This is a genomic window from Nitratidesulfovibrio sp., assembly GCF_040373385.1.
Classification (GTDB): domain Bacteria; phylum Desulfobacterota; class Desulfovibrionia; order Desulfovibrionales; family Desulfovibrionaceae; genus Cupidesulfovibrio.
In genome coordinates this window covers 448,983-473,814 of the sequence record NZ_JBDXXH010000003.1, presented here as the reverse complement: position 1 = coordinate 473,814, position 24,832 = coordinate 448,983, and the positions used below count along the sequence as shown (strand labels likewise).

Sequence of the window (24,832 nt, the reverse complement as noted above, 5' to 3'; positions counted from 1 at the left end):
CCGGACAGTGCGGGCAGCACGACGGCCCCTTACGCGATGGCCTCGCGGAACCGTTGCTGCAACGCCTCCAGCTTGGCCTTGGCGTCGGCCAGTTCACTGGCGCGGGCGCGTTCCTTGGCCACCACCTCGGCGGGGGCCTTGTCCACGAAGCTCTCGTTGGCCAGCTTCTTGTTCACCTGCACCAGATCCTTCTCGATCTTGCCCAGCTCCTTGTCCAGGCGGGCAAGCTCCGCCTCGAAGTCCACGGCGCCGGTCAGCGGCACGATGACCTCGTTGCCGCACACCACGTTGCTGGCCGAAGCCCGTGGTGCCTCGATGGCCGGGCCGAACTCGGCGTTTTCCAGCCGGGCCAGCACCAGCAGCATCTGGCGGTTTTCTTCCAGCACCTGCCGGTCGTGCTCGTTGGCCGTGCGCACCAGCGCGGTCAGGCGCAGCGAGGGGGCGATGTTCAATTCCGCCCGGATGGTGCGCACCGCGCCGATGACGCCCTGCACCAGTTCCATGCGCGCGGCGTCTTCGGCTTTCACGCAGCCGGGGCGCGCGGCGGGGAAGGGCTGCACGGCAAGGTCGGTGCCCGCGTTGCCGGGCAGGGCCGCCCAGATTTCGCACGTGATGAACGGCATGATGGGGTGCAGCAGGGTCAGCGTTTCGCGCAGCACGGTAAGCAGCACGTGCTGCGCCGCGGCCTTGCGTTCGCCCCCGGCCTGCATATCTGGCTTTATGAGTTCCAGGTACCAGTCGCAGAACTCGTTCCAGATGAACCGGTACAGCCCCTGCGCCGCATCGTTGAAGCGGTAGCCAACGATGGCGGCGTCGGTGGATTCCTTCATCTCTTCCAACCGGTGCAGAATCCAGCGGTGGTGCAGCCCCTGCACGGTGTCCAGGTCCACCGGGGCGGGCACTTCGTCGTCGGGCAGGTTCATCAGCGCGAAGCGCGCGGCGTTCCACAGCTTGTTGACGAAGTGGCGGTAGCCCTCGATGCGTTCCTCGCTCAGTTTGATGTCGCGCCCCATGGCCGCGAAGGCCGCCAGAGTGAAACGCAGCGAGTCGGTGCCGTACTTGTCGATCATTTCCAGCGGGTCGATGACGTTGCCCGTGGACTTGGACATCTTGCGGCCTTCGGCATCGCGCACCAGGGCGTGGATGTACACGTGGCGGAACGGCACCTCGTCCATGAAGTGCAGCCCCATCATCATCATGCGGGCCACCCAGAAGAACAGGATGTCGAAGCCGGTGACCAGCACCGAGGTGGGGTAGAAGGTCTTCAGTTCGCGGGTGTCATCCGGCCACCCCATGGTCGAGAACGGCCACAGCGCGGACGAGAACCACGTGTCCAGCACGTCCTCGTCCTGCGCAAGGCTGGCGGAACCGCAGGTGCAGCGTTCCGGCGCCTCCACGGCCACGATGAGCTTGCCGCAGTCGCCGCAGGTCCAGGCGGGAATGCGGTGGCCCCACCATATCTGGCGGCTGATGCACCAGTCGCGGATGTTGTCCAGCCAGTTGTAGTAGGTCTTTTCCCAGTTGTCGGGAAATATCTGCGTTGCGGCGGGCACGGCGGCGCGGGCGCGGGGGGCCATCTTGCTGGCCGCCACGAACCACTGGGTGGACACGTGCGGCTCGATGACCGACTTGCAGCGGTAGCAATGGCCCACGCTGTGGTCCAGTTCCTCTTCCTTGACCAGCACGCCCTGTGCGGCAAGGTCGGCCACCACGCGCTTGCGGCATTCTTCCTTGGTCAGGCCCGCGTAGATCCCGGCGTGTTCGTTCATCACGCCGTTCTCGTCGATGACCTGAAGGAATTCCAGCTTGTGGCGGTGCCCCAGTTCCCAGTCGTTATGGTCGTGCGAGGGGGTGACCTTCAGCGCGCCGGTGCCGAATTCGCGGTCCACGTAGTTGTCGGCGATGACCGGAATCTCGCGGTCCGTCAGGGGCAGCTTCACCATCTTGCCGATGAAGGCGGTGTAGCGCTCGTCCTCGGGGTGCACGCACACGGCGGTGTCGCCGAACATGGTTTCCGGGCGGGTGGTGGCGATGACCAGCTCGCCGCTGCCGTCAGCCAGCGGGTAGCGCAACTGCCACAGGTGGTCCTTGCGCGGCAGGTGATCCACCTCGTCGTCGGCCAGGGCGGTGTGACAGCGATTGCACCAGTTGATGATGTAGTCGCCCTTGTAGATCAGGCCGTCGTCGTACAGTTTCACGAACACCTGACGCACCGCGCGCGAAAGGCCCTCGTCCATGGTGAAGCGCTCGCGCGTCCAGTCCACGGAGGCGCCCATGGCGCGGATCTGGTTCAGGATGCGCGTGCCGTACTCCTCACGCCATTCCCATACCCGCTCGATGAACTTCTCGCGGCCCAGATCGTGGCGGCCCTTGCCTTCCTTGGCCAGCCCGCGTTCCACCACGTTCTGGGTGGCGATGCCCGCGTGGTCGGTGCCGGGCACCCACAACACCTTCTTGCCCTTCTGGCGGGCATGGCGGCACAGGATGTCCTGGATGGTCAGGTTGAGGGCGTGGCCCATGTGCAGGGCCCCGGTGACGTTGGGCGGCGGTATGACGATGGAGAAGGGTTCGCCGGGGGCGTCCAGGTCGGGGGTGAAGGTATTGTTCCCCTCCCAGTGGGCACGCCAGCGGGATTCAACGTCCCGAGGCTCGTAGCCCTTGGGCAGCGCGTTATCCGACATGTTGTAATCTCCGGAAAAGATGATGTAGGGTGCCGCACCGGCGGGCGATGCGCGCGGCGGTTACCCGGGCGCTGGCGAAACGCCGCGCCGGGCATGCCGCGCGGACGGATCGTCCTGGCGGCAAGGCCCGGCGATGCCCCCGGTAAAACGGCTTCCCCACCCTAATGAGCGGCAGAGAGATGTCAACCCTTCACATACTTTGGGACGAATCCCACGTCTGGGGGCTGCTGGCCTGGCGCGCGGCCGAGAGCATGGGCCTGCCGTACCGGCTGGTGCGGGCGCAAGAGATAGCCGACGGCCTGCTTTCCCGCAATCCCCCCGCCCTGCTGCTGGTGCCCGGCGGCACCGCCCGCCTCAAGGCCGACGCCCTTGGCGAGGCGGGCATGCGGGCCGTGCGCGACTACGTGGCCGGGGGCGGCAGCTACCTTGGCTTTTGCGGCGGCGCGGGCCTTGGCCTTACCGGCGAACACGGCCTTGGGCTGTGCCCGTGGTCGCGCGCGTCGTTCACCGACCGCATGCAGCATTTCGTGTCCGGCCACGTGCACGCCACGGTCAGCGCGGGGCACCCCCTGACCCCCGGCACCCTGCCGCCGGAACCGGCCCTGCCGGTGTGGTGGCCCGGCCGCTTCGCGCCGGAAGACGGCCACGACGTGGAAATACTGGCCCGCTACACCGAGCCGGGCAACGATTTCTGGGTGGCCGACCTGCCGCTGGACACCCTGCCCCCCGGCACCTTCGCCGAGTGGGAAGACCTGTACGGCATCCGCCTGCGGCCCACCTTTCTGGCCGGGCAGCCGTGCATCCTGCACGGCAGGTACGGCGCGGGCAGCTACACCCTCAGCTACACCCACCTCGAAACGCCGGAATCGCCCCAGGCCAACCTGTGGCTGGCGCACCTGGTGGAGCGCCTGACCGATGGCCCGACAGCCCCGGCCACCCCCGGCGGCCTGCGCGCCGCAAACCCGCTGGTGCCCGCGTGGGAACTGGACGCCCTGCCCGCCCGCTGGCACGACGACGGCCTGCTGCGCGCCCGCGCGCTGTTCGACGACATCGTGACCATTGGCATCAACCACTGCCTGTTCTTCCGGCGCAATTCGTGGCTCATCGGCTGGCGCGCGGGCATACCCGGCGCCAACCTGAACAACCTGCACGCGGCGGTGTGCACCGCCGTGTCCACCCCGCCCACCGCCCCCGCCGAAGCCTACTGGAACGCCCGCAAGGCGGACTTCCTCGACCGGCTGGCCCTGTTCCACAAGGGCGTCACCGGCTACCTGCTGGCCGAACGGCTGGCCATGACCCTGTCCAAGACCTTTCCGGAAACCGTCTCGCGCCAGAGCCTGAAGGAACAGCGCGCCGCCCTGTTCGGCCCGCCCATGGCCAGCGGCGGCCTGTACGCGGAACTGCTGGACGTGCTGGACCAACTGGTGTTCCTGCAACTGCACGGATAACCGGCACCCTCACCCGCCTGTCCCGTCGGCCCCCGCCAGCCCCCTTTGCCCGACGCCCCGCCCCGGCTGGACAGCGCCCCCAGCCGGGCGTAGGTTGCATGGGCGGACATCCCCCAACCGCCAGCCAGCGCACGCGTTTTCACCGGGTTGCGCCCCATGCGCCATCACTCTCCGGGGGCACCTTCGCAAGGCCCGCGCCATGAACGCATTCATCGTCCAATTCCATGACCTGCTGCCCGACCTCGCCCGGCTTGCGGCGTCCGCCCTCTTCGGCGCGCTGGTGGGCTACGAGCGGGAACGCAAGGGCCAGGCCGCAGGTTTCCGTACCAACATGCTGGTGGCCGTGGCCGCCTGCCTGCTGGGCCAGCTTTCGCTGTACATCGCCACCATCGCCCAGGCAGACGCCGCGCGCGTGGCCTCGTACGCCGTGTCGGGCATCGGGTTCATCGGCGGGGGGGCCATCCTCAAGGGCAAGAGCCGGGTGCGCGGGCTGACCACGGCCACCATGCTGTGGGTGGTCACCGGGGTGGGGCTTTCGGTGGGCGTCGGCATGTACGTGCCTGCCCTGTGCACGGCGTTGGTGGTGACGGCCATCGTCTACCTGTCGCCGCAGATGCACCGCATGTCGGCCCATGCACAGCGCTACTACACCCTCACCGTGTCCTCGCCCGGCGGGGCCGCCCCCTTCGACGCGGTGGTGGCCGCCCTGCACGGCTTCGGTTGCGAGGACGTGCAGGTCTCGGTCTACGAGTGCGACGCCGCCACCAACCGCTGCCGCCTGGTGGTGCGCATCGCCACCGACGAGGACCTGGACTGGCACGCCCTGGTACAGATGGTGCGGGCCATCCCCGACGTGTCGTCGGTATACCTTGGCGAATCGGGCGTTCCCTAGGACCGCACGGAGGGCTGCGCCAGCCGCATGGGGGTTTCCCCCCATATTCTTGCGTGTGCGTCCAACCGACTACCATAGCAGTTCATTTTCCAGGCTGACGGGCGTTCCCCGCACCCGCCGAAGTCACTCCCGCCAGATACCGCGCGTGCCCACCCCCGCAGCACGGTGCCCGGTGCGCCCCGCAACAGTCCGGCCCGGCCCCTGGGTGGGCATTCCACCACCTTGCCCAAGCCCTGATATCGCGTATAGCCTTACATCATGGACCGTCCCGCATCCGTTGAAGCCACCGCGCCCCGGCCCGTTGCCGGTTCCGCCTGGCTTTTCGCCGCCCTTGCCGCCTACTGTGCCGCCACCTGGCTGGACGCCAACGTCTTTGCCCTGGGTTCGCACAACCTGACCCCGCTGCGCCTCGGCGCCGGGGTGGCCATGGTGGTATGCCTGCGCACCAGGTGGCAGGCCATGCCGCTCATCGCGGTCCTTTCGCTGACCGTGTCCCTGCTTGCCGGACCCGCCCGGCACGACGCGCTGCCCCTGTCCTGCGCCCTGTCCGCCGCCGTGTCCGATGCCCTTGCCGGGGGCATGGCCGCCATGCTCCTGCAACACGTGTTCGCCGCGCCCCCCGCCAGCGTGCCCGACCTGTTCCGCGCCGTGGGCACGGTCTGCCTGCCCGCCGCCGTGGCCGGATCCGGGGTCATCGCGCTGCAACAGGCCGTCGGGGGGTACGTGCCGTGGACTCAGGCCGGGCACATGTTCGCCACGCTGGCCATGGCGATCTGCCTGGGGTTGCTGCTGGTCTACCCGCTGTACCGGGCCTGCGCCGCGCAACGCCACCTCACCAGCCGAGAATGCCGTTGGGTGGGCGGCGTGCTGGGGGGCAACCTGGCATTCCTCCTGCTGTCCTTCAACGGGTATGCCGGGTGCATCTATTTCATCATGCCCCTGCTGGTGCTGCTGGCCTACCACGCCCGCCTGCACGGGCTGATGCTGGCCCTGGCGCCCTCCATGATGGCCGTGGCCTACGGCGCCACCATGGGCTTCGGACCATTCCAGATGCCCACCACGAACGAGGCGGCCTTTCTGCTGGCCACCTTCCTGTGCAGCACCACCATGGTGACGCTGGGGGTGGCCCTGCACAACCGCCAGTTGCTGAACGCCGACAGCACCCGCGAAATGTGGGAACAGAAGGCCATGTGCGACCCGCTGACCGGGCTGTTCAACAGAAGCCGCCTGGACTGCGCCCTGGAATCGGAACTGCGTCGCGCCCAGCGCTCGGAGGACGTGCTGTCGCTGCTCATGGTCGATGTGGACAACTTCAAGGCCTACAACGACATCCACGGGCACCTGGCGGGCGACGCCTGCCTGCGGACCGTGGCGCACACCCTGCGCACGGTGGCCCACCGCGCGCAGGATATTGTGGCCCGCTACGGCGGCGAGGAATTCGTCTGCGTGCTGCCCGGCACGGCGGAAGCCGGGGCGGCCCAGGTGGCCGAACACATCCGCCGGGCCGTGGCCGAACTGTGCATCGTCCACCCCGGCAACACCCCGGCGGGGCACGTCACCGTCAGCGTGGGCGTGGCCACGGTGCGCGGCGGTCACAACGCCACGCCGGACCAACTCGTCGACATGGCCGACAGGGCCCTGTACCGCGCAAAGGACGAAGGGCGGAACAGGGTGTTCGCGGCGCCGCAATCCCTGCCACCGCTGGCCTGCCCGCACGGCGGACTGCGCGTGCCGGGGGCACTGCTGCGCCTTGCGTGGAGCAGGTCGTACGAATGCGGCGAGGAGCGCATCGACACCCAGCACCGCCAACTGTTCGAGATGGTCAACCGGCTGCTGACCGCCTTTCTGGACAACGCCCCCCGCGCGGCCTGCCTGGCCCTCATCCACGAACTGCTCACTGCCCTTGCCGAACATTTCCGCGACGAGGAAGCCGTACTGCGCAGCCGGGGCTACCCCGACGCCGAACACCACGCGGAACTGCACGCCACCCTGCTGGAGGCGGCGGGCGACCTGGCCAGGCGCTACGAACACGCAAACCTTCCCCTGGACGCGGCGCTGGCGGTCATTGCCCACGAGGTGGTGGCGCGCCACATGCTGGACGACGACACCAAGTTCCACCCGTACGTGCAGGCAACGTCCGAGCCGCGCGCCGCCTGACCTGCGGGCAGCCTGTCCCGCAGGCGGCCCGATCCAGCGATGCCGCCGCTGTTACGGCTCCCTGTCGCCCGACGCACCCCCCGTTTCCCTTACTCGCCGCATTCGCCCGTCATCACCGCATCAGGCCCCGTCAGCTGATCGCCAGCCCCAACGCATCCTGCCCCCGACAACGAAAAACGGCGGCCAAGGCCGCCGTTTCGCGGAACACCGCACCGTGCCCCTCCGGGGGAACCGACGGTACGGCACGCGCCGTGTGTCGTCATGCATAGGGAATCTCGCGCTCTCCGAACGATTCGTAGTCCGATACCGGCGCAAACCGGGGCAGCGGCGGAATGGGGTCGTCCAGTTGGCGGATGCGCCTGCGCGCCCGGCCAAGCAGCCCGTCGGCGATCATGGACGGGCCGTTGCACGCGTTGACCACGTAGTCGCGCACGTCGGCGATGTTCTGGAACACCACGGCTCCGCGCAGTACGCGGTACCGGGGAAAGTTCAGGTAGAACACGGAGGAGAGCACGAAGCCCCCGGCTTCGGACCGGTACAGGGCCAGTTCCCACCAGTTGGGGGCGATGCCCATCCATTCGCGGTCATCCACCGTGGCCAGGTGTTCGCCGGTAAAGACGAGGTCTTCGCGCCCGTTACGGTGCAGCCTGATTTCGTACATGGTGCCACTCCCGAGGTGAGGGTGAAAGGGGTGACCGCAAGCCCGTCGCTCCGCCGAAAAAGGCCGGTGCGTGAACGGGAGAAGAGAATCCTGCCGCCAGCGTACACTGAAATGGACGCCAGTGTGAAATGATTTTCCGAAAGACCGTCGCGTATTATCATCGATATCACGCACCGGTACCCGACGCCCTGGCAATCCGCCGGGTTACGGAATATCCTGTCCATGGTCACCCTTGGCCGCCCCGCACCCCTTGCCGCAGCAGGAAACGCCATGCCGCCCCGCCAGCCGCACCCCCACCAGTCGCCGAACCAGCCACACGGCGTCCTGCGCCGCGCCCCGCGTCACGTGCTGCCATGGGCGCTGCGGGGGCTGGCGCTGGCGGCGCTGGGATACGTGCTGGCCGTGGCCGTGCTGGGCGCAATGCCGCGCCCTGCGGGTGGACTGCCTTTGCCCGCTTGCTGCCCGGCCACGGGGACCGCGCGCACTGCCACGGAACAGCGGCAGGGCATGGCCCCGTCGGATGCACCGGGCCAACCAGCCCCGGCGGGCGGCGAAAACGCGAAAATGGCGGACGCCGCAATGCAGAAAGCCCCGCTGGTGACCATCCAGGTGATCAGCAACGGGGTGCATGCGGACATCGTACTGCCCGCGCGGGTGGAAGGGGAACCGGGACTGGCGGAGGTGCTGGGCCTGAACGGCGGGTCAAACCGTGGGACAGGCAACGAATCGGGCAACAAGCCGGTCAGCGAAACGGACGTCCCGCCAGCCCCGGCTACCCGGAGTACCCAGGTTATCCAGGTTCCCCAGACTCCCCAGACTCCCCTGACGGGCAACGCCCATCTGGCCGTGGGCTGGGGCGCGCGGGAATTCTACCTGGCCACCCCCACCTGGGGTCAGATGCGCCCCGGCGTGGCCCTGCGGGCACTGGTCCTGGCACCCGCCGCCCTGCACGTGGAGGTGATGCCCGGCCCGCCGCTGCCAGATGCGGACACCCGCACCCTGCACCTGTCGCGGCAGGGCTACCGGAACCTCGTGGCCTTCGTGGCGGCCAGCCTGAACCGCGATGCCGAGGGGCGGCCCGTGCGCATCCCGGTCACGCAGGAAAACGGCAACACGGGCTACGGGCCGGGCAGCCGTTTTTTTGAAGCCACCGGACGCTTCAGCCCCTTGCACACCTGCAACACCTGGGCGGCAGACGCACTGGCCGCAGCCGGGGTACGCACCCCGGTGTGGACGCCCCTGCCCCACTTCGTGCTGTACCACCTGCCAGCCGCACCGCGCTGACCCACTGGCGCAGCCAGTTCCCCTTGGCCTGTGCAGGCTATGAGGATTTTTGTTCTCCGCCAAGGAAGAATGGTTTTTCATGAAGGGAATATGTCGCCGTCGTCGGTAAGCCGCAGCGCGAACATGTGGATGAGAACCGCAGCGCGCTCTTATCGTATTTTACCGGAATAAAAGACTATTATGGCGAAGACAGAGAACAAAAGACCATAGTCTGACAGGTCCTGAAACGGCGACAGGCCGAAGGGACCGCCCCTTCGGCCTGCGACCACATGACTCGCCCAGGAGACAGGGCGTTGCCAACTTCGCGTTGCGGCCGTGCCGCGCGGCGGCAATACAGCCGCCGCGCGCACGTTCCGCCACGCAAGGTTTCGGCACGCATTCGTGACGACCCCATGCGGCGGATCGAATGCGCACGTTTCCGGCACGGGTGTACGGGCACCAGGGTGTCGGAAAGCATGGCGGATTCGCCTGCCGGGAAAGCCAGTGTGGAAGCGGAGGACGGCAGCCCGCACGGGGCGGGTCTGCCTGGGACACGGTGGGTGTCCGGTGGCACCCCGGCATCGGCACGATCACACAGGATCGGCCCGTCAGCCGGGTCGCGGGCGGGAGCCGCCTGCGCACGGGGCGCGGGCGGTCGCATGCCGACCGGAGTCACGCGTGGCACTCTGTCCTTTTACCTGAGAGTTTCGCCGCCCCGGTTCCCTGCGAGGACACGGGCGGTTTGCTCCTTCGGTGCTCCACGGATGGAGGCTCTCCAGAGGTTCGTCGGGCAGCAGTCCTTTCGCCTGAAAGATTCACTTCGTCGGCGCCCCATGCCGTTTGCCGCCGGCTGGGGTCTCTCCTGCTGTCGTCATCCGAAACCAAGCGTGAATGGGGGTGTATCCGGTTGCCGGGGGAAACGCAAGCGCCGTTGCAATGCACTTATATTGCAGGATAAATATACCGTTCACGCAAACAGTCTCCGCCCCGTGCGCCGGGGCATGCCCCAGCCCTGCCAGCCCTGCCATTCCTGCCATTCCCGCCAGTCCGGCCAGTCCGGCCAGCCCGATCCGGCCCGCCCCAACTCGGTTCGATCCGGTTCGAATCCGGCCCGCCAGCGTACCGGACGGCGCCCCCTACCCCTGCGCCAGTGGGCGTACGGCCAGCAGGCGGGCCTTCAGCTCCGCCGGGTCGGTGATGGGCGGGGAACAGGCGTAGTTCTCGCACAGCCAGGCCGTGGCGCGGTCCTCCACCGGGGCCAGGTGCGCGGTGAACGGCACCAGTGCCGCAAGGTCGCGCGCGTTGTCGGTGGTGCGCAGGTGCAGCACCGTGGTGGGCGCATAGGTACCCCGCACGGCGGCCAGCATGGCTTCGGTATCCGGCTGGTCCGGCTCGCCCGCCACGATCACCGAGCGCCCGCCGCTGAGCGCGAAATCCACGCCGCACAGGAACATGGTGGACCCGATGGGATGATGGCGCACCTGCGTGGCAAAGGCGCGCAGCACGCCCCGCGCCCGTTCGCCGTATTCGGGCCGCCCCAGCAGCAGCGCCAGCCGCAGCAGGTTGAACAGCGCGGCGGCGTTGCCCGAGGGCAGCGCGCCGTCGTGCCCTTCCTTGCGGCGCACCAGCAGGGCGTCGCCGTCCGCCGGGGTCATCCAGTACCCGCCGCCCTCCGGGTCGTGAAAAAAGGTGTCCTGCACCTCTTGCAAGCGCAGGGCGCGGCGCAGCCAGCGGACCTCTCCGGTGGCGCCGTACAGTTCGATGAGCCCCCAGATCATGAAGGCGTAGTCGTCCAGCAGGCCGGGCACGGCGGCCTCGCCATCGCGCCAGCGGTGCAGCAGCCGTCCTTCGGGGGTGGCCATGCGCGTAAGCACGAAGTCCGCCGCCGTGGCTGCGGCTTCCGCCAGATGCGGCGCGTCGAAGGCCTGGGCGCAGCGTGACATGGCGGCGATGGCCAGGCCGTTCCAGTCGGCCAGCACCTTGTCGTCCAGATGGGGGCGCGGGCGTCGTGCGCGCAGGTCGAACAGGGCGGCACGGGCCGCCTCCAGCCGTTCTTCCACCTCGCGCGGGGGCAGGCCGAGTTCGTGCGCCAGTTCCCCCGGCGCGCGCGGCAAGTGCAGGATGTTGCGGCCGGTGCGGCTGCGGGTGGCCTCGTCCTCGTAATTGCCGTACGCCGTGCAGCCGAAGGCCCGGGCCGTCAGGTCCGCGTCGGGAATGTAGGTCGGGTCCGCTTCGGAGATGGGGACGCCGCCCCCGCCGCCACCACCCGCCCCCGGCCTCGCATCCAGCGGGGCGCAGGCCGCTTCGATGTCCGCCAGGGTGAAGGTATAGAACAGCCCCTCGCCGCGCGTGCCGCCCAGTTCGCTGTCGGCGTCCTCCGCGCTGTAGAAGGCCCCCTCGGACGAGGTCAGGTCGCGCAGGACGTAGGCGGCGGTCTCTTCCGCCGTGCGGCGGAACGCACCGTCGCCGGTGGCCAGCCACGCCTCGGCGTAGGCCAGCATCAGCATGGCCTGGTCGTAGAGCATCTTCTCGAAGTGGGGCAGCAGCCAGCGGGCATCGGTGGAGTAGCGGTGAAAACCGTAGCCCACGTGGTCGTGGATGCCGCCGCTCCGGATGGCCCCCAGGGTCTGCGCGGCCATGTGCAACGCCTTGGCCCCGCCGGATTGTTCTCCCGTCGGCACGGAACCTGCCTGCGCCAGCCCCGGCTGCCCGACGGCGTAACCATTGCGCCGCGCCCAGCGCAACAGAAACAGCAGGTTGTGCGGCGAAGGAAACTTGGGTGCCGCGCCGAAGCCGCCGTTCACCGCATCGAATTCCGAGGCCATGGCCTCGCAGGCGGCGTGCAGGGTGCCCGCGCCGGGCAAACGGCCATCGGCGGGCGGGCGCAGCATGGCTTCGGCATGGCGGCGCACGTGCTCCACGATGCTGTCGGCGGAATCCAGCACCTCGTCGCGCTTGTAGCGCCACACATCCAGCACGCGCGGCACCAGGTCCATCAGCCCGATGCGGCCAGGCTGCGAATGCTTGGGCAGGTACGTGGCGGCAAAGAAGGGCCGCCCGTCGGGCAGGGCGATGATGGTCAGCGGCCAGCCCCCGGTGCCGGTCAGCATCTGACAGGCAACCATGTAGGCGGCATCGATGTCCGGGCGCTCCTCGCGGTCCACCTTGACGCACACGAAGGCGTCGTTGAGCAGGCGGGCCACCTCGTCGTCCTCGAACGATTCGTGGGCCATGACGTGGCACCAGTGGCAGGTGGAATACCCGATGCTGACGAACAGCGGCCTGTCCTCGTCGCGGGCGCGTTGCAGGGCCTCGTCGCCCCACGGGTGCCAGTGCACGGGGTTGTCCGCGTGCTGGAGCAGGTACGGACTCTTGGACGCGGACAGGCGGTTGCCTGCCGGGATCAAGGCCGCCTGACTGGCGGCACCCTTTTTGGAGGTGTCGTGCAGCCCGGTCGGTGTGGTGGACTTTCCGGAGAGGTTGGACATGGCATATCCCCCTTGCCCCTTTGCCCTGTGGTGTCGCGGGCGGTGAACGGCCGTGACGGTGCACGGCCCCGGCACCGGACCGTCCGCCACGCGGACGCCCCGCTCCCCTCCCGAAGGCGCGCACTGGCCAGGGGTCCATGGCTCGCGGCAGCAGGCAAATGGATGTACCCGACCTTATGCATGCCCTATCAGACTCGCGCCATGCGGGCAACGTGGCTGCAAGAAAAGAAAAGGCTCGTAACGCGACGCGTCAAGAGGGCAGGCGGGCGGGGCGAACGGACAGGATGAGCGGAACCCGAGTACGCCGCGATGGCGGAACTGAAGGGAGGGGGAACAAGGCCGCGGGGCAAGATGGCGCCCCAGGCAAAGGCCCCGCACTCCCGGCCCCGGTGCGGCCCGCCCACCAACTGGCGCCCGCCCTTGAGGAATGCTTGCGGCACGGCGCGGCATCCTGTAGGTTTCCGCAACGTTTGGGCATGCCCCCCTGACAGTGCGCCCGGACCCTGTGCCCCAGACAGTGTGCCCCGACCATGCGCCCCAGACCATGTGCCCCAGACAGTGTGCCCCAGACAGTGTGCTTCAGACCATGCGCCCACTGACCATGCGCCCACTGACCATGCGCCCCTTCCCCCGGCGCGAGGACCGAGATGCGGGTCATTCCCCTACGGCAACGTCTGTTGCTGCTACTTGCCACCCTTTCGTCCCTGGCGCTGGTCGCACTCGGGACGTTCTCCTACGTACGCGCCAAGGACGTCATGCTGCACGGGGCCGAATCGGCCATGGCCCTGCAGGCCGACACCCTGGCCAACACCATCGTCAGCCAGTACGCCGGTGAATACGCCCGCGCCGTGGCCAGCCTGCGCCAGGACCCGCGCGTGGTGGCCTGCCTTTCCGGACGGCCCTGCGACCATCAGGGGCTGACGGCCAGTTGGTCCAGCTTCCTGCGGCAGCGCCCCGAAGCATTTTTCGTCTACTTTTCCGACCTGTCCGGACACATCCGGGCCCTTTACCCCCCGCGCGACCTGCCCCACGACTTCAACGGCAGCACGCGGCCATGGTTCGTCCGGGCCATGCGCAACCCCGGCGTGGTGGGCTGGTCCGAGCCGTACGCGGAAATCATCACCGGCAAGACCGTGGTCAGCACCGTGGCCACCGTGGACGACCCGGCGGGCGGCAAGCCGCTGGGCGTGATATGCCTGGACATCACCACCGACGGCCTACGGAACATCCTTTCCGGCGTGGCCCTGCCCTCGGGCAGCGGGCTGCTGGTGCTTACCGCCGATGGACACCCCGTCACCGCCACCGGGTTGGGGACGGTGCTGGCCGACCGCGTGGACACCACCCCCCTGCGCAATCTGGCGCGCGGCACCTATGCGGCCCACGGCACGGACAAGGCCATCGGCGGCACCCTTGGCGACAATGCGGGCAACGGCGCCACGTATCTGAACGTGGACGGCGAACGGGTGCTGACCGCCGTGCGCGCCGTGCCGGGCCCCGGCTGGCGGCTGGTGCTGCTGGTGCCGCAGGAAGAACTGCTGCGTGCCCTGGCCCCCATCCGCTACGGCACCATCCTTGCCATCGGCGGCATGCTCATCCTGTTCGCACTGCTGTTCACGGTAGCGACTGCGGGAGCCTCCGGCCGGGTGAGCCAGCTTGCCGAGTACATGCGCAGCGTTGCGCGCGGCGACTTCACCGTGCGCAACCTGTTTACCGGCCGCGACGAATTCGGCGCGCTGAACCGCCACCTGAACGAACTGGTCACAACCCGCCGCGATGCGGAAGCCGCCCTGCGCCATGCCGAGCGCCAGCACCGTGAACTGGTGGAAAACGCGCCCATCGGCATCTTTCGCACCACGTGGGATGGCACCATCACCGTACTGAACCAGCACGGCGCGGCCCTGCTGGGCTTTCGCGACGTGCCCCACGCCCGTGCCGTGCTGGATGATTCCGTCATCCCCCTGTACGCCGAGCCCATGGACCGCCTGGCCATGCTGGACGACCTGACCGCCGGAGAGGTGGTGACCGGCCAACGGCTGCGCTGGTACCGGCGCGGTGGCGAGGCCATCTGGATATCGTTGTACGCACGGCGCACCGGCACGCCGGAAGCGCCGGAGGTGGAAAGCTTCTTCCTGGACGTGACCGACCAGGTGGAGGACACCCTGCGCCTGGAGCAGTTGGCCACCACCGACGAGCTGACCGGCGTGGCCAACCGCCGCCACTTCATGGCCCGGCTGGAGGACGAGGCGGCGCGCTCGCAACGCTATGGTCGCCCGCTTTCGGTGCTGCTGCTGGATGCCGACCACTTCAAGGCCGTCAACGATACCTGGGGGCACGAGGCAGGCGACATGGTGCTGCGCCACATCACCGACGTGATGGGTCTGTCCCTGCGGGAAAACGACCTTATCGGCCGCCTGGGGGGCGAGGAATTCGGCGTGCTGCTGCCGGAAACGGCGCTGGAGCGCGCCCTGCGCACGGCGGAACGCATCCGCTCTGCCGTGGAGGACGCCCCCGTGGCCGTGCGCGACGTGTGGGTGGGCTGCACCGTCAGCGTGGGCGCGGCGGAATACCGGGGGGCCAACGATTCGCTGGACGACCTGATCCGCCGTGCCGACCAGATGCTGATGCGCGCCAAGGAAGGGGGCCGCAACCGGGTATGCGCCCAGCAGGCCACGCCCACCTGTGCGGAAGGCACGGGCGGTGCAGGCTCTGCCGGGGGCGGACAGGACGCGGCCTGATCACGCGAAAGCGCCAGTGCACCTGATCGCGCGAAAGCGCCAGTGCACCTGACCGCGCGAAAGCGCCAGTGCACCTGATCACGCGAAAGCGCCAGTGCACGCGAAAACGAAAGGGGCCGCCACGCTGTCGTGACGGCCCCAGGTCATTTCGGGTCGGCCAGGTCTGCCGGATCAAGAAGGTCTACCGGATATACCGTATCTGGCGGAGCGGGTGGATTGGCCAAGCCAGCACCAGCCGCCGCGAGCAACCGGCGCCACCGCCTCGGGTCGGCGCCTACGCCACCACCTCTTCCGGATAGATCGCCTCGAACCCCGCCTTGTACGCAGCAAAGCGTCCCTCGGCGATGGCCGCGCGCGCGCCGCGCACCACGTCCAGAAAATGGGTCAGGTTGTGCACCGAGTTCAGGCGGAAGGCCAGCAGCTCCTTGGCCACGTACAGATGGCGCAGGTAGGCGCGCGAAAAGGTGCGGCAGGCGTAGCAGTTGCACGCCGGGTCCAGCGGGCCGTCGTCCTCGGCGAATTCCTTGCGCTTGATGTTGATCTTGCCGAGCGACGTGTACAGCGTGCCGTTGCGCGCGTTGCGGGTGGGCAGCACGCAGTCGAACATGTCCACCCCGGCGGCGATGCCGTTGATGATGTCCAGCGGGGTGCCCACGCCCATCAGGTAGCGCGGCTTGTCCGCAGGCAGCAGGGGCGCGCTGTGGTACAGGATGTCCATCATCTCCGGCTTGGATTCGCCCACCGAAAGCCCGCCCAGCGCAAAGCCGTCGAAGTCGATCTGCGTCAGTTCGCCGATGGAGCGCTCGCGCAGATCCTTGAAAAAGCCCCCCTGGGTGATGCCGAACAGCAGGTTGCCCGCCGTGCCCCTGGGGTAGGCGTCGCGGCAGCGTTGCGCCCAGCGGGTGGTGAGACCCAGTGACTTTTCGGTGTAGGGCTTGTCCGCGCCGTAGGGCACGCACTCGTCCAGCACCATCATGATGTCCGAATTCAGGTTGCGCTGGATGGACACCACCTTCTCCGGCGTGAACAGGTGCTTGGACCCGTCGAGGTGCGAACGGAACTCCACCCCCTGCTCGGTGATCTTGCGCAGGGCCGACAGGCTGAACACCTGAAAGCCGCCGCTGTCTGTCAGGATGGGCTTCTTCCAGGCGTTGAAGCCGTGCAGACCGCCGCGCCGGGCCACCAGTTCGTCGCCGGGGCGCAGATACAGGTGGTAGGTGTTGCCGAGAATGATCTCGGCCCCGATGGCGTCCAGGTCGTCCGGGGCCACGGCCTTCACGCTGCCCACGGTGCCCACGGGCATGAAGATGGGCGTGCGCACCGGGCCGTGCGCGGTGTGCAGCACGCCGGTGCGGGCCGCGCCGTCGGTGGCGTGGATGCGGAAGGTGCCGGGGGCCTCGGCGGGGATGGAGGCCGGGGCGTCGGCAGGGGCCATGGCGGTGGAAATTTCGGTCTGGTTCGGCATGGCGCGCACCATAGCGGCGCGCTGCACGTTTGAAAAGGGGGGGCGCCGCACCGATTATGGTGACGCCATGCAGCCCCGCCCCGCAACGCCCCGAAGCGGCCCCGGCCTCGCCAGTTTCGCCAGTCCCGCCAGTCCCGCCAGTTCAACAGGTCCGCCTGCTTCACCTGTTTCTCCTTCACCCCCCGCACTGCCCGCGCCGCTTCCGCTCCCCCCTCCGCCGCCAACGCACAACGCCCGCCCCGGTTCCCCGGAACGGGCGCATGCGATGCGTCAGGATGCGGCGTTCGCCAGCGGCTACAGTTCCACCTGCACGGCAGCGGCAGCGCGGCGGGCCTTTGCGCGGGCATCCTCTATGCTGGCGCCAAGGGCCAAGGCTACGCCCATGCGGCGCTTGCCATGCACCTCCGGCTTGCCGAACAGGCACAGCCCGGTATCCGGCTCGGCCAGTGCCGCCTCAATCCCATGGAAGCTGGGCGAGGTGCTGTCGCCTTCGGCCAGCACCACGCACGAGGCCGCGGGGCCGTTCTGGCGCAACGCGGGCACCGGCAGCCCCAGAATGGCCCGCGCATGCAGGGCGAATTCGCTGAGGTTCTGCGAAATCAGCGTCACCAGCCCGGTGTCGTGCGGGCGGGGCGACACCTCGCTGAAGTATACCTTGTCACCCTTGATGAACAGTTCCACCCCAAAGATGCCCCACCCGCCAAGGGCGCCGGTAACCGCCTCGGCCATGCACCGGGCCTCGGCCAAGGCGGCCTGGCTCATGGGCTGGGGCTGCCACGATTCGCGGTAGTCGCCGTCCTTCTGCAAGTGCCCGATGGGGTCGCAGAAGGTGGTGCCGCCCGCGTGGCGCACGGTAAGCTGGGTGATCTCGTAGTCGAAGTCCACGAAGCCTTCCACGATGACCTTGCCGCCGCCCGCGCGCCCTCCGGTCTGGGCGTATTCCCAGGCCTTCATGACGTCTGCCTCGGTGCGCACGGTGCTCTGCCCCTTGCCGGACGAACTCATCACCGGCTTGACCACGCAGGGCAGGCCCACGGCGGCCACGGCATCGCGGTATTCCACTTCCGTTTCGGCAAAGCGGTAGGGAGAAGTGGGCAGGCCCAGTTCCTCCGCCGCCAGACGGCGGATGCCCTCGCGGTCCATGGTCAGGCGGGCGGCGCGGGCCGTGGGCACCACGCGAAAGCCCTCCTTCTCCAGTTCCAGCAGGGTTTCGGTGGCGATGGCCTCGATTTCCGGCACGATGCAGTGGGGACGTTCCGACTCGATGATCTTGCGCAGGGCCGCACCGTCCAGCATGGACACCACGTGGCTGCGGTGAGCCACCTGCATGGCGGGCGCATTGGGGTAGCGGTCAACGGCAATCACCTCCACGCCAAGCCGCATGGCCTCCAGGGCCACTTCGCGGCCCAGTTCGCCGGAGCCGAGCAGCAGGATGCGGGTTGCGGAGGGGGTGTTGGGGGTGCCGATGGTGACCATGTGCTGCTCCTGCGCCGCGTGGGCATGCTGATGATGAAGGGAAGGGCCGGGCCGACTGCACGGATGTGCCATGCCCGCCCCCGCTGTGCAAGGGGCGCGCACGCGGGACGCCCGGCAGGGCAGCCGCACGCGTGACTAGTTCCTCCACCGGCACAAGGGCCGCGCCCCCCACCGGGCAGGGCACTCCCAAACCGTCCGCCACCCCATCCGGGTCGCAACCGGATTGCGACAGGACTGCGGCCAGACGCCGGCAAGGGCGCAACCGGGCCGCGCACAAGCCGCCACTCCCCATGCACTCCCCTGCGCGACAGGGCCACCCAGATGCATGCCCCCGTACCCTGCCGGTGCATGGGGTGCCACTGTACCCCACCTTGCGGCTACGGGCCTCATTGGGCTAAGCAGAACAGACGGAGGGACACCCTCCGCCACGGCAACACCCGTCCGCCGCACACCGTCCGCCGCACACCGTCCGGCACCCCTCACCAGCGCGCCGAGCACCGGCCGCTTCGGAGTCCTGGATGACCACCGCCACTGCCACCCCGCTGCCGTCCGCCACGGTGCTCATCGTCGATGACGCCGCCCCCAACCGTGCCCTGCTGCTGCTTCTGCTGCGCGACACGCCGCTGCGCTGCATGGAGGCCGATTCCGGCCACGCGGCACTGCGCATCTTTCGGGAACACCCCGTGGACCTCGTGCTGATGGACGTGGTGATGCCCGACATGGACGGCACGGATACCGTGCGCGCCATGCGCGAGGAAGAACGCCTGCTGGGCCGCGCCCCGGTGCCCATCGTGGCCCTGACCGCCCACGACAGGCACGAGGACCTGCTCCGCTGCACCGACGCGGGCTGCAACGGCCTGCTCACCAAGCCCATCACCCGCCAGGACCTCATGGACACCATCGCCGCCCATCTGGCGGGGTGAACCTTCCCCGCCCGGCCACCCCAAACGTGAAAGGCGCCCCGTTTCCGGAGCGCCTTTTTGTTTGCTTCATGTCTCGCGGTTCCATTCGGCACGCTGCGAGGATTTCGTTCTCTGGCAAGGAAGATGAGCTTTTTACGAAGGGAGCGTACTTTTGCCGTACGTGACCGGAGTAAAAAGCGAAATCTGACGCAGCCAGAGGGCGAAAGACCGCAGCGTGGCACTGCCCCTAATGGCCGGAGCCACCAAGGTACGCATCCTGCACATCCGTATTGGCCAGCAGGTTCGCCGCCGAATCCTCCATGACCACCCGGCCCACTTCCAGCACGTAGCCGCGCGTGGCCAGCTTCAGCGCGGCGCGGGCGTTCTGCTCCACCAGCACCACGGTCATGCCGGTCTTGTTGATGGCGCGCACGGTCTCGAAGATGGACTTCACCAGGATGGGGGCCAGCCCCAGCGAGGGTTCATCCAGCAGCAGCACCTTGGGGTCGCCCATGAGGGCGCGGCCGATGGCCAGCATCTGCTGCTCGCCGCCGGACAGGGTGCCCGCAAGCTGGTCCTTGCGCTCCAGCAGGCGGGGAAACAGCTCGAATATCCAGTCCCGCGTCGTGCGGATACGGGCCTTGTCGTTGCTGGTGAAGGCGCCAAGGTTCAGGTTTTCCAGCACGGTCAGGGTGCCGAACACCCGCCGCCCCTCGGGCGACTGGGTAATGCCCTCGCGCACCACGGCATGGCTGGGCATCTCGTGCAGGGCCTTGCCCTTGAAGTAGATGCCGCCCTGACTGGGCTGCACCAGCCCGCTGATGGACATCAGCGTGGTGGTCTTGCCCGCGCCGTTGGCGCCAAGAATGGTCACGATCTCGCCTTCGTCCACATGCACGTTGATGCCGTGCAGGGCCTCGACGTTGCCGTATTTCACATGCAGGTCGCGCAATTCCAGAAACATCGTCTCTCCCGGTACCCGTTAAAGCCAAGGCCCGCAGGGGTGGCATGTTCCGGCAATACTGTTGTCGATCATCTGCCCGGTGCGGCTGCAAATGCCGTTTCCGGGCTGGTGGCCGTGTCGCTTGCGCGACATGGAATCCGTTCCCGAAAGAGTATTTTTGTTCTCTGGCAAGGAAGGCGAGTTCCGGGCGGAGGGCGCATATTCTTTCATATTCGACCTTCGCACGGGACGAGCCTGACGCAGCCAGAGGGCAAAAGGACCTTTCGGGGGCGGATTCTAATCATCTGTATCAACACCAAGATACGCCTCGATCACGCGCGGATCGTCCTTGATGGCCGCAGGCACGCCCTCGGCCAGCAGCGCCCCGTATTCCAGCACCACCAGCTTCTCGCACACCTTCATGACCAGGCTCATGTCGTGCTCGATGAGCAGCACGGTGATGCCCCGGTCGCGGATGGCGCGAATGGTGTCGATGAGCGCAGCCGTTTCCTGGTCGTTCATGCCCCCGGCGGGTTCATCCAGAATGATGAAGCGCGGGTCGGTGGCGAGGGCACGGGCAATCTCCAGCAGGCGCTGGTTGCCGTACGACAGGTTCTTGGCCAGGTTGGCGTGTTCGTCGGCCAGCCCCACGAACTCCAGTTCGCGCGTGGCCCGCAAAAGGGCGCGTTGCTCTTCCGCCCGCTGGGCCGGGGTGCGCAGCATGGCCGCCAGCATGCCCGACTGCATGCGGCAGTGGCAACCCGCCAGCACGTTCTCGATGACCGACATGTTCTGGAACAGCCGGATGGTCTGAAAGGTGCGGGCAATGCCCTGCTGCACGATGCGGTGGGTGGGCAACCCCTTGATGGTGCGGCCATCGAAGAATATGTCGCCGGAATCGGGCTTGTAGTTACCGGTGATCAGGTTGAACACCGTGGTCTTGCCCGCCCCGTTGGGACCGATGAGCCCGACGATGGACCCTTCGGCCACGTCGAACGTCACGTTGTTCACGGCAACCAGGCCGCCGAAGGTCTTGGTCAGGTTGCGCAGCGCAAGCAGGCTCATGCCCCACCCCCCGCCTGCGCGGTGGCCGCGTCCCCGCCCTTGCCGGTTATGCAGCGGATGCGCTCCGGCAGCTTGTAGAAGCGCGGCATGGGCGGCAGCATGCCCTGCGGCCGGAAGATCATCATCACCACCATGGCCAGGCCAAAGGCCAGCATGCGGGCGCTGGCGAATTCACGGAAGAATTCCGGCAACCCGATGAGCAGGAACGCCCCCAGCAGCACGCCCCGGTTGGACCCGCCGCCCAGGATGACGATGGCGAAAAGCACCACAGACTCCCAGAACGAGAACGATTCCGGAGAGATGATGGTCATCTTGGCCGCGTAGATGGTACCAGTCATGCCCGCCCAGAAGGCGCCCAGCACGAAGGCCCACAACTTGTACGAGGCGGTGTGCACCCCGCTGCCCTCGGCGGCGGTGTCGTCTTCCTTGATGTAGTTGAGCGCGCGGCCGAAGCGCGAATTCTCCAGCCTGCGGAACAGCAGGATGGAACAGGCCACGTACGCCCAGACCAGATAGTAGAAATGCATGGGCTTTGCGATCTTGAACCCGAACACGGTGGGCCGCGATATGCCGAAGATGCCGTTGGCCCCGCCGGTAAGCCCGAACACGTTGTTGATCAGCGCGATGCGCACGATCTCGACGATGCCGATGGTCACGATGAGCAGGTAGTCGCCACGCAGGTGGATGATGGGCCGCGCCACCACCATGGCGAACAGCGCGGCGGCCAAGCCTGCAAAGGGCATGGCCCACAGCACCGGCACGCCCCACATCGTGTTGGCGATGGCCGTCACGTAGGCGCCCACGGCGTAGAACGCCGCATGGCCCATGTGGAACAGCCCGGCCTGGCCCAGGATGATGTTCAGCGAAAGGGCCAGCACGGAATACAGGCCGATGCTGACGAACACGTCGGTCCAGTAGGGGTCCAGCAGCAGGGGCAGCACTGCCACCACCACCGCGAGGCCCGCGTAGCTCGTGGTGCGCGACACCGTCATATCTTGTCGGCCACCCTTTCGCCGAGCAGGCCCGTGGGCCGGATGATCAGGATGAGGATGAGCACCAGGAACGCGATGGCGTCCTTCCACGCGATGGAGATGTAGGCCGCGCCCAGCGCCTCGATGACGCCCAGCAGAAGGCCGCCCACCATGGCGCCGGGAATGTTGCCGATGCCGCCCAGGATGGCGGCGGTGAAGGCCTTCAGCCCGTAAACCCAGCCCATGGTGAAGTCCACCTGGCCGTAGTACAGGCCCACCATCACCCCGGCCACGCCGCCAAGGGCGGGGCCGATCATGAACACCAGCGAGATCACGCGGTTGACGTCGATACCCATGAGCTTGGCCGCGCCCTGATCAATGGCCGTGGCCCGAATGGCCGCGCCGATGCGGGTGCGCTGGGTGAACCAGTACAGCGCCAGCATCAGGGCCAGCGAGGCGGCGATCATCATCAGGCGCACCAGCGGCACGTCGATGCCCATGATGGACAGCACGTAGCTGGGCCGGATGTCGTTGGGGTAGACTTGGAACTTGGCCCCGTAGATGAGCATGACCGCGTTCTGGAAAAAGATGGAGGCGCCCAGCGCCGAAACCACGGCGGAAAGGCGGCTGGAAGAGCGCAGGGGGCGGTAGGCCACGCGTTCGAGCAGAAAGCCGATCAGCGCCACAAGCCCCATGACCATGACCAGCACCAGCAGCACGCCGCCCGGCCCGGACACCCAGCCCGCAAGACCGAAGGCGGTGAACAGCGTGAAGCCAAGGTAGGCCCCGATGGTGAACAGGTCGCCATGCGCGAAATTTATGAGTTTGAGCACACCATAGACCATGGTGTAACCCAGCGCGATGAGCGCGTAGATGCCCCCCACCGCAAGACCGTTGGTCAACTGCTGAAAGAATTCTTCCATAGACGTTCCTGTGCTTCTTCCCCCCGCGCCGCCCGGTCCGGCGGGTACCCCGGCAAATGCCCTGGCAGATGCCTTGCCGGATGCCCGAACGCTGCGGCGCGAAACGCGGACCCCGGAAAGGGTCCGCCTGCGGATGGGGCGGTGCGCGCCCCGGTTCGGCCCTGGGGCCGGATTCTGGTCATCCCGCCGCCCGTGCCACCTGCGGTCGATGGCGGAGCGGCGAAACGGGGCGGGCGGCAGCGCCCGCCCCGTCGTGCAGTCATGTCCGGCTCATGTCCGGTCGTGCGCGCTGCTAGGGCTGCAGAATGAATTCGCCGTTGGCGTTCACTTCGTACACCCGGTACAGGTCGCCCACGCGGTCACCCTTCTCGTTGAACGAGATCTGGCCGGTGAAGCCGGGGTAGTTCTTCAGCTTGGTCTTCAGGTACTCGGCGATGGCGGCGGAATCGGCCTTGCCGGTGGCCTTCACGGCCTCGACGATGACGTTGAACGCGTCACCGGCCAGCACGGACCACACGGAGCCGGGCACGCCGTTGTACTTGGCCTTGTAGGCGGTCAGCATGGCCTTGGCGGCCGGGGCGTCCAGGTCCTGCGGTCCGGGGGGGCTGAGGAAGAAATAGCCCTTGGCCGCTTCCTTGCCGGAAATCTTCACCAGGTCCGCATGGTTGGCGGCATCGCCGCCCATCATGGGCACGTTCCACTTCATTTCCATCTTCTGGCGCAGCAGCATGCCCACTTCGGGGTAGTAGCCGGTGCAGAAGATGATGTCGGGGCTCGCGGCCTTCAGCTTGGTGAGGATGGCGGTGTAGTCGCGCTCGCCCGGGGTAAGGGCGTCGTAGAACACGATCTTGGTACCGGCCTTGTCCAGCAACGTCTTGGTCTCGTCGGCCAGGCCCTTGGCGTAGGACGAGTTGTCGTGCAGCAGCGCCACGGCCTTGTAGCCCTTGGCCTTGATCAGTTTCGCGGCCACCATGCCCTGTTCGTCGTCACGGGGGGCGGTGCGCAGGAAGCGCTTCAGGCCCTTTTCGGTCAGGCGCACGGCGGTGGAGCCGGTGGCGATCTGCACCACGCCCGCTTCGTCGTAGATGCTCTGGGAGGCTTCGGTGACCGCCGAGCCATAGGTGCCGATGGCGGCGATGACGCCCGAGGTGGTCAGCTTCTGCGCGGCCAGGGCTGCGGTGCGCGGGTCGCCGCCGTCGTCTTCGACGACCAGGTCGACCTTGTTGCCGTTGATGCCGCCAGCCTTGTTCAGTTCATCGGCGAGCAGGGTGACGATGTTGCGCATGTCCTGCCCTTCGCTGGCCCACTTGCCGGTCAGGGGGCACATGAGGCCGATCTTCACCGGTGCCGCAAAGGCCGTGGCGGCCATGAGCAGCGAAGCGGCAAGTGCGAGCGTCAGCGCCTTGATCACGTGTTTCATGTCGAAACCTCCCGGGAACCCGCGGATTCCTCGCTAGACTGTTTCCCCGATACCTTATCCTCGCCTCTTCGCATGGTGCGACACGACGGACGACTGGCCCGCCGTGGTACCGTCCCGTGGGTGGACATACTTATCAACGTAATTGTTAACGCGAGCGGACGGCCCGCGTCTGATGCGGGCCGCTAAACGACATTTTGCGGAAAAAGCCGAAGAAAAGCAATCCCTCTGACACGATAACTGTGCGTCATGCCAATGATCGGGACGGGCAAGAGAGGGGCGGGGCCTGTCCGGGATACGGCGGGCGCCATGCGGAGGTGACCGGAAGGCGCCGGATTTGCCTGG

The 24,832-nt window shown here is 67.7% G+C and carries 16 protein-coding genes and 2 riboswitches; of the genes, 6 read left to right on the top strand and 10 right to left on the bottom strand.

The features are described from left to right. Positions 1-29: 29 nt before the first annotated feature. Positions 30-2,681, bottom strand: coding sequence for a valine--tRNA ligase (locus ABWO17_RS07810; RefSeq protein WP_353117280.1), 2,652 nt, complete (start codon positions 2,679-2,681; stop codon positions 30-32). 179 nt (positions 2,682-2,860) lie between these two features. Here ABWO17_RS07810 and ABWO17_RS07805 point away from each other — a divergent pair, with 179 nt between their 5' ends. The 3 genes from ABWO17_RS07805 (at position 2,861) to ABWO17_RS07795 (ending at position 7,178) form a co-directional block, all read left to right on the top strand. Next, a complete protein-coding gene (locus tag ABWO17_RS07805; RefSeq protein ID WP_353117278.1) occupies positions 2,861-4,129 on the top strand; it encodes a BPL-N domain-containing protein in 1,269 nt (422 codons plus the stop codon). Positions 4,130-4,328: 199 nt separating this feature from the next. Then, the gene (locus tag ABWO17_RS07800; RefSeq protein ID WP_353117276.1) at positions 4,329-5,021 is read left to right on the top strand and encodes an MgtC/SapB family protein; all 693 of its coding nucleotides are present in this window, start codon (positions 4,329-4,331) and stop codon (positions 5,019-5,021) included. A 258-nt stretch (positions 5,022-5,279) separates the two neighbouring features. Continuing rightward, positions 5,280-7,178: a diguanylate cyclase gene (locus ABWO17_RS07795; protein WP_353117274.1), complete on the top strand. Its 1,899-nt coding sequence runs from the start codon at positions 5,280-5,282 to the stop codon at positions 7,176-7,178. A gap of 259 nt (positions 7,179-7,437) precedes the next feature. Here the strand turns inward: ABWO17_RS07795 and ABWO17_RS07790 are convergent, their stop codons facing one another. Then, positions 7,438-7,839 (bottom strand): hypothetical protein, encoded by a 402-nt coding sequence (locus ABWO17_RS07790; RefSeq protein WP_353117272.1) that lies wholly within the window; start codon positions 7,837-7,839, stop codon positions 7,438-7,440. Between the two features lie 270 nt (positions 7,840-8,109). On the opposite strand from ABWO17_RS07790, the gene ABWO17_RS07785 reads away from it, so the two are divergent. Beyond that, positions 8,110-9,123 (top strand): TIGR02117 family protein, encoded by a 1,014-nt coding sequence (locus ABWO17_RS07785; protein WP_353117270.1) that lies wholly within the window; start codon positions 8,110-8,112, stop codon positions 9,121-9,123. A gap of 663 nt (positions 9,124-9,786) precedes the next feature. Then, positions 9,787-9,883, bottom strand: a riboswitch (glycine riboswitch). Positions 9,884-9,886: 3 nt separating this feature from the next. Continuing rightward, positions 9,887-9,977: riboswitch (glycine riboswitch) on the bottom strand. Positions 9,978-10,238: 261 nt separating this feature from the next. Here the strand turns inward: ABWO17_RS07785 and ABWO17_RS07780 are convergent. Further along, on the bottom strand, positions 10,239-12,590 hold the full coding sequence (locus tag ABWO17_RS07780; RefSeq protein ID WP_353117268.1) for a thioredoxin domain-containing protein: 2,352 nt from the start codon (positions 12,588-12,590) through the stop codon (positions 10,239-10,241). Between the two features lie 677 nt (positions 12,591-13,267). On the opposite strand from ABWO17_RS07780, the gene ABWO17_RS07775 reads away from it, so the two are divergent. Then, the gene (locus ABWO17_RS07775) at positions 13,268-15,325 is read left to right on the top strand and encodes a sensor domain-containing diguanylate cyclase (protein ID WP_353117266.1); all 2,058 of its coding nucleotides are present in this window, start codon (positions 13,268-13,270) and stop codon (positions 15,323-15,325) included. 274 nt (positions 15,326-15,599) lie between these two features. On the opposite strand, the gene tgt is transcribed toward ABWO17_RS07775, so the two are convergent. Both tgt and purT read right to left on the bottom strand, forming a co-directional pair. Beyond that, positions 15,600-16,760 carry a tRNA guanosine(34) transglycosylase Tgt gene (gene tgt / locus ABWO17_RS07770; RefSeq protein ID WP_353117495.1) on the bottom strand — a complete coding sequence of 387 codons (1,161 nt, stop codon included), beginning with the start codon at positions 16,758-16,760 and terminating at the stop codon, positions 15,600-15,602. A 324-nt stretch (positions 16,761-17,084) separates the two neighbouring features. Next, a complete protein-coding gene (purT, locus tag ABWO17_RS07765) occupies positions 17,085-18,266 on the bottom strand; it encodes a formate-dependent phosphoribosylglycinamide formyltransferase (RefSeq protein WP_353117264.1) in 1,182 nt (393 codons plus the stop codon). A 518-nt stretch (positions 18,267-18,784) separates the two neighbouring features. Here purT and ABWO17_RS07760 point away from each other — a divergent pair. Further along, positions 18,785-19,189 (top strand): response regulator, encoded by a 405-nt coding sequence (locus ABWO17_RS07760; protein WP_353117262.1) that lies wholly within the window; start codon positions 18,785-18,787, stop codon positions 19,187-19,189. Positions 19,190-19,415: 226 nt separating this feature from the next. Here the strand turns inward: ABWO17_RS07760 and ABWO17_RS07755 are convergent, their stop codons facing one another. The 5 genes from ABWO17_RS07755 to ABWO17_RS07735 all read right to left on the bottom strand — a co-directional run bounded on the left by ABWO17_RS07755 (position 19,416) and on the right by ABWO17_RS07735 (position 24,490). Further along, positions 19,416-20,132 (bottom strand): ABC transporter ATP-binding protein, encoded by a 717-nt coding sequence (locus ABWO17_RS07755; protein ID WP_353117260.1) that lies wholly within the window; start codon positions 20,130-20,132, stop codon positions 19,416-19,418. Between the two features lie 276 nt (positions 20,133-20,408). Further along, positions 20,409-21,176, bottom strand: coding sequence for an ABC transporter ATP-binding protein (locus ABWO17_RS07750; protein WP_353117258.1), 768 nt, complete (start codon positions 21,174-21,176; stop codon positions 20,409-20,411). Beyond that, the gene (locus ABWO17_RS07745) at positions 21,173-22,168 is read right to left on the bottom strand and encodes a branched-chain amino acid ABC transporter permease (protein ID WP_353117256.1); all 996 of its coding nucleotides are present in this window, start codon (positions 22,166-22,168) and stop codon (positions 21,173-21,175) included. Before ABWO17_RS07745 ends, ABWO17_RS07750 begins: the two co-directional genes overlap by 4 nt. Continuing rightward, positions 22,165-23,070 (bottom strand): branched-chain amino acid ABC transporter permease, encoded by a 906-nt coding sequence (locus ABWO17_RS07740; RefSeq protein ID WP_353117254.1) that lies wholly within the window; start codon positions 23,068-23,070, stop codon positions 22,165-22,167. Before ABWO17_RS07740 ends, ABWO17_RS07745 begins: the two co-directional genes overlap by 4 nt. A gap of 292 nt (positions 23,071-23,362) precedes the next feature. Beyond that, positions 23,363-24,490, bottom strand: a complete 1,128-nt coding sequence (locus ABWO17_RS07735; protein ID WP_353117252.1) for a branched-chain amino acid ABC transporter substrate-binding protein — start codon at positions 24,488-24,490, stop codon at positions 23,363-23,365. Positions 24,491-24,832 lie beyond the last annotated feature (342 nt).

Bases quoted from the DNA above. Each gene is read 5' to 3' on its own strand.
- ABWO17_RS07810 (WP_353117280.1), bottom strand. From the start codon at position 2,681: ATGTCGGATAACGCGCTGCCCAAGGGCTACGAGCCTCGGGACGTTGAA.
- ABWO17_RS07800 (WP_353117276.1), top strand. From the start codon at position 4,329: ATGAACGCATTCATCGTCCAATTCCATGACCTGCTGCCCGACCTCGCC.
- ABWO17_RS07735 (WP_353117252.1), bottom strand. From the start codon at position 24,490: ATGAAACACGTGATCAAGGCGCTGACGCTCGCACTTGCCGCTTCGCTG.
- ABWO17_RS07785 (WP_353117270.1), top strand. From the start codon at position 8,110: ATGCCGCCCCGCCAGCCGCACCCCCACCAGTCGCCGAACCAGCCACAC.
- ABWO17_RS07745 (WP_353117256.1), bottom strand. From the start codon at position 22,168: ATGACGGTGTCGCGCACCACGAGCTACGCGGGCCTCGCGGTGGTGGTG.
- ABWO17_RS07755 (WP_353117260.1), bottom strand. From the start codon at position 20,132: ATGTTTCTGGAATTGCGCGACCTGCATGTGAAATACGGCAACGTCGAG.
- ABWO17_RS07740 (WP_353117254.1), bottom strand. From the start codon at position 23,070: ATGGAAGAATTCTTTCAGCAGTTGACCAACGGTCTTGCGGTGGGGGGC.
- ABWO17_RS07760 (WP_353117262.1), top strand. From the start codon at position 18,785: ATGACCACCGCCACTGCCACCCCGCTGCCGTCCGCCACGGTGCTCATC.
- ABWO17_RS07795 (WP_353117274.1), top strand. From the start codon at position 5,280: ATGGACCGTCCCGCATCCGTTGAAGCCACCGCGCCCCGGCCCGTTGCC.
- ABWO17_RS07790 (WP_353117272.1), bottom strand. From the start codon at position 7,839: ATGTACGAAATCAGGCTGCACCGTAACGGGCGCGAAGACCTCGTCTTT.
- ABWO17_RS07805 (WP_353117278.1), top strand. From the start codon at position 2,861: ATGTCAACCCTTCACATACTTTGGGACGAATCCCACGTCTGGGGGCTG.
- tgt (WP_353117495.1), bottom strand. From the start codon at position 16,760: ATGGCCCCTGCCGACGCCCCGGCCTCCATCCCCGCCGAGGCCCCCGGC.
- ABWO17_RS07750 (WP_353117258.1), bottom strand. From the start codon at position 21,176: ATGAGCCTGCTTGCGCTGCGCAACCTGACCAAGACCTTCGGCGGCCTG.
- ABWO17_RS07780 (WP_353117268.1), bottom strand. From the start codon at position 12,590: ATGTCCAACCTCTCCGGAAAGTCCACCACACCGACCGGGCTGCACGAC.
- purT (WP_353117264.1), bottom strand. From the start codon at position 18,266: ATGGTCACCATCGGCACCCCCAACACCCCCTCCGCAACCCGCATCCTG.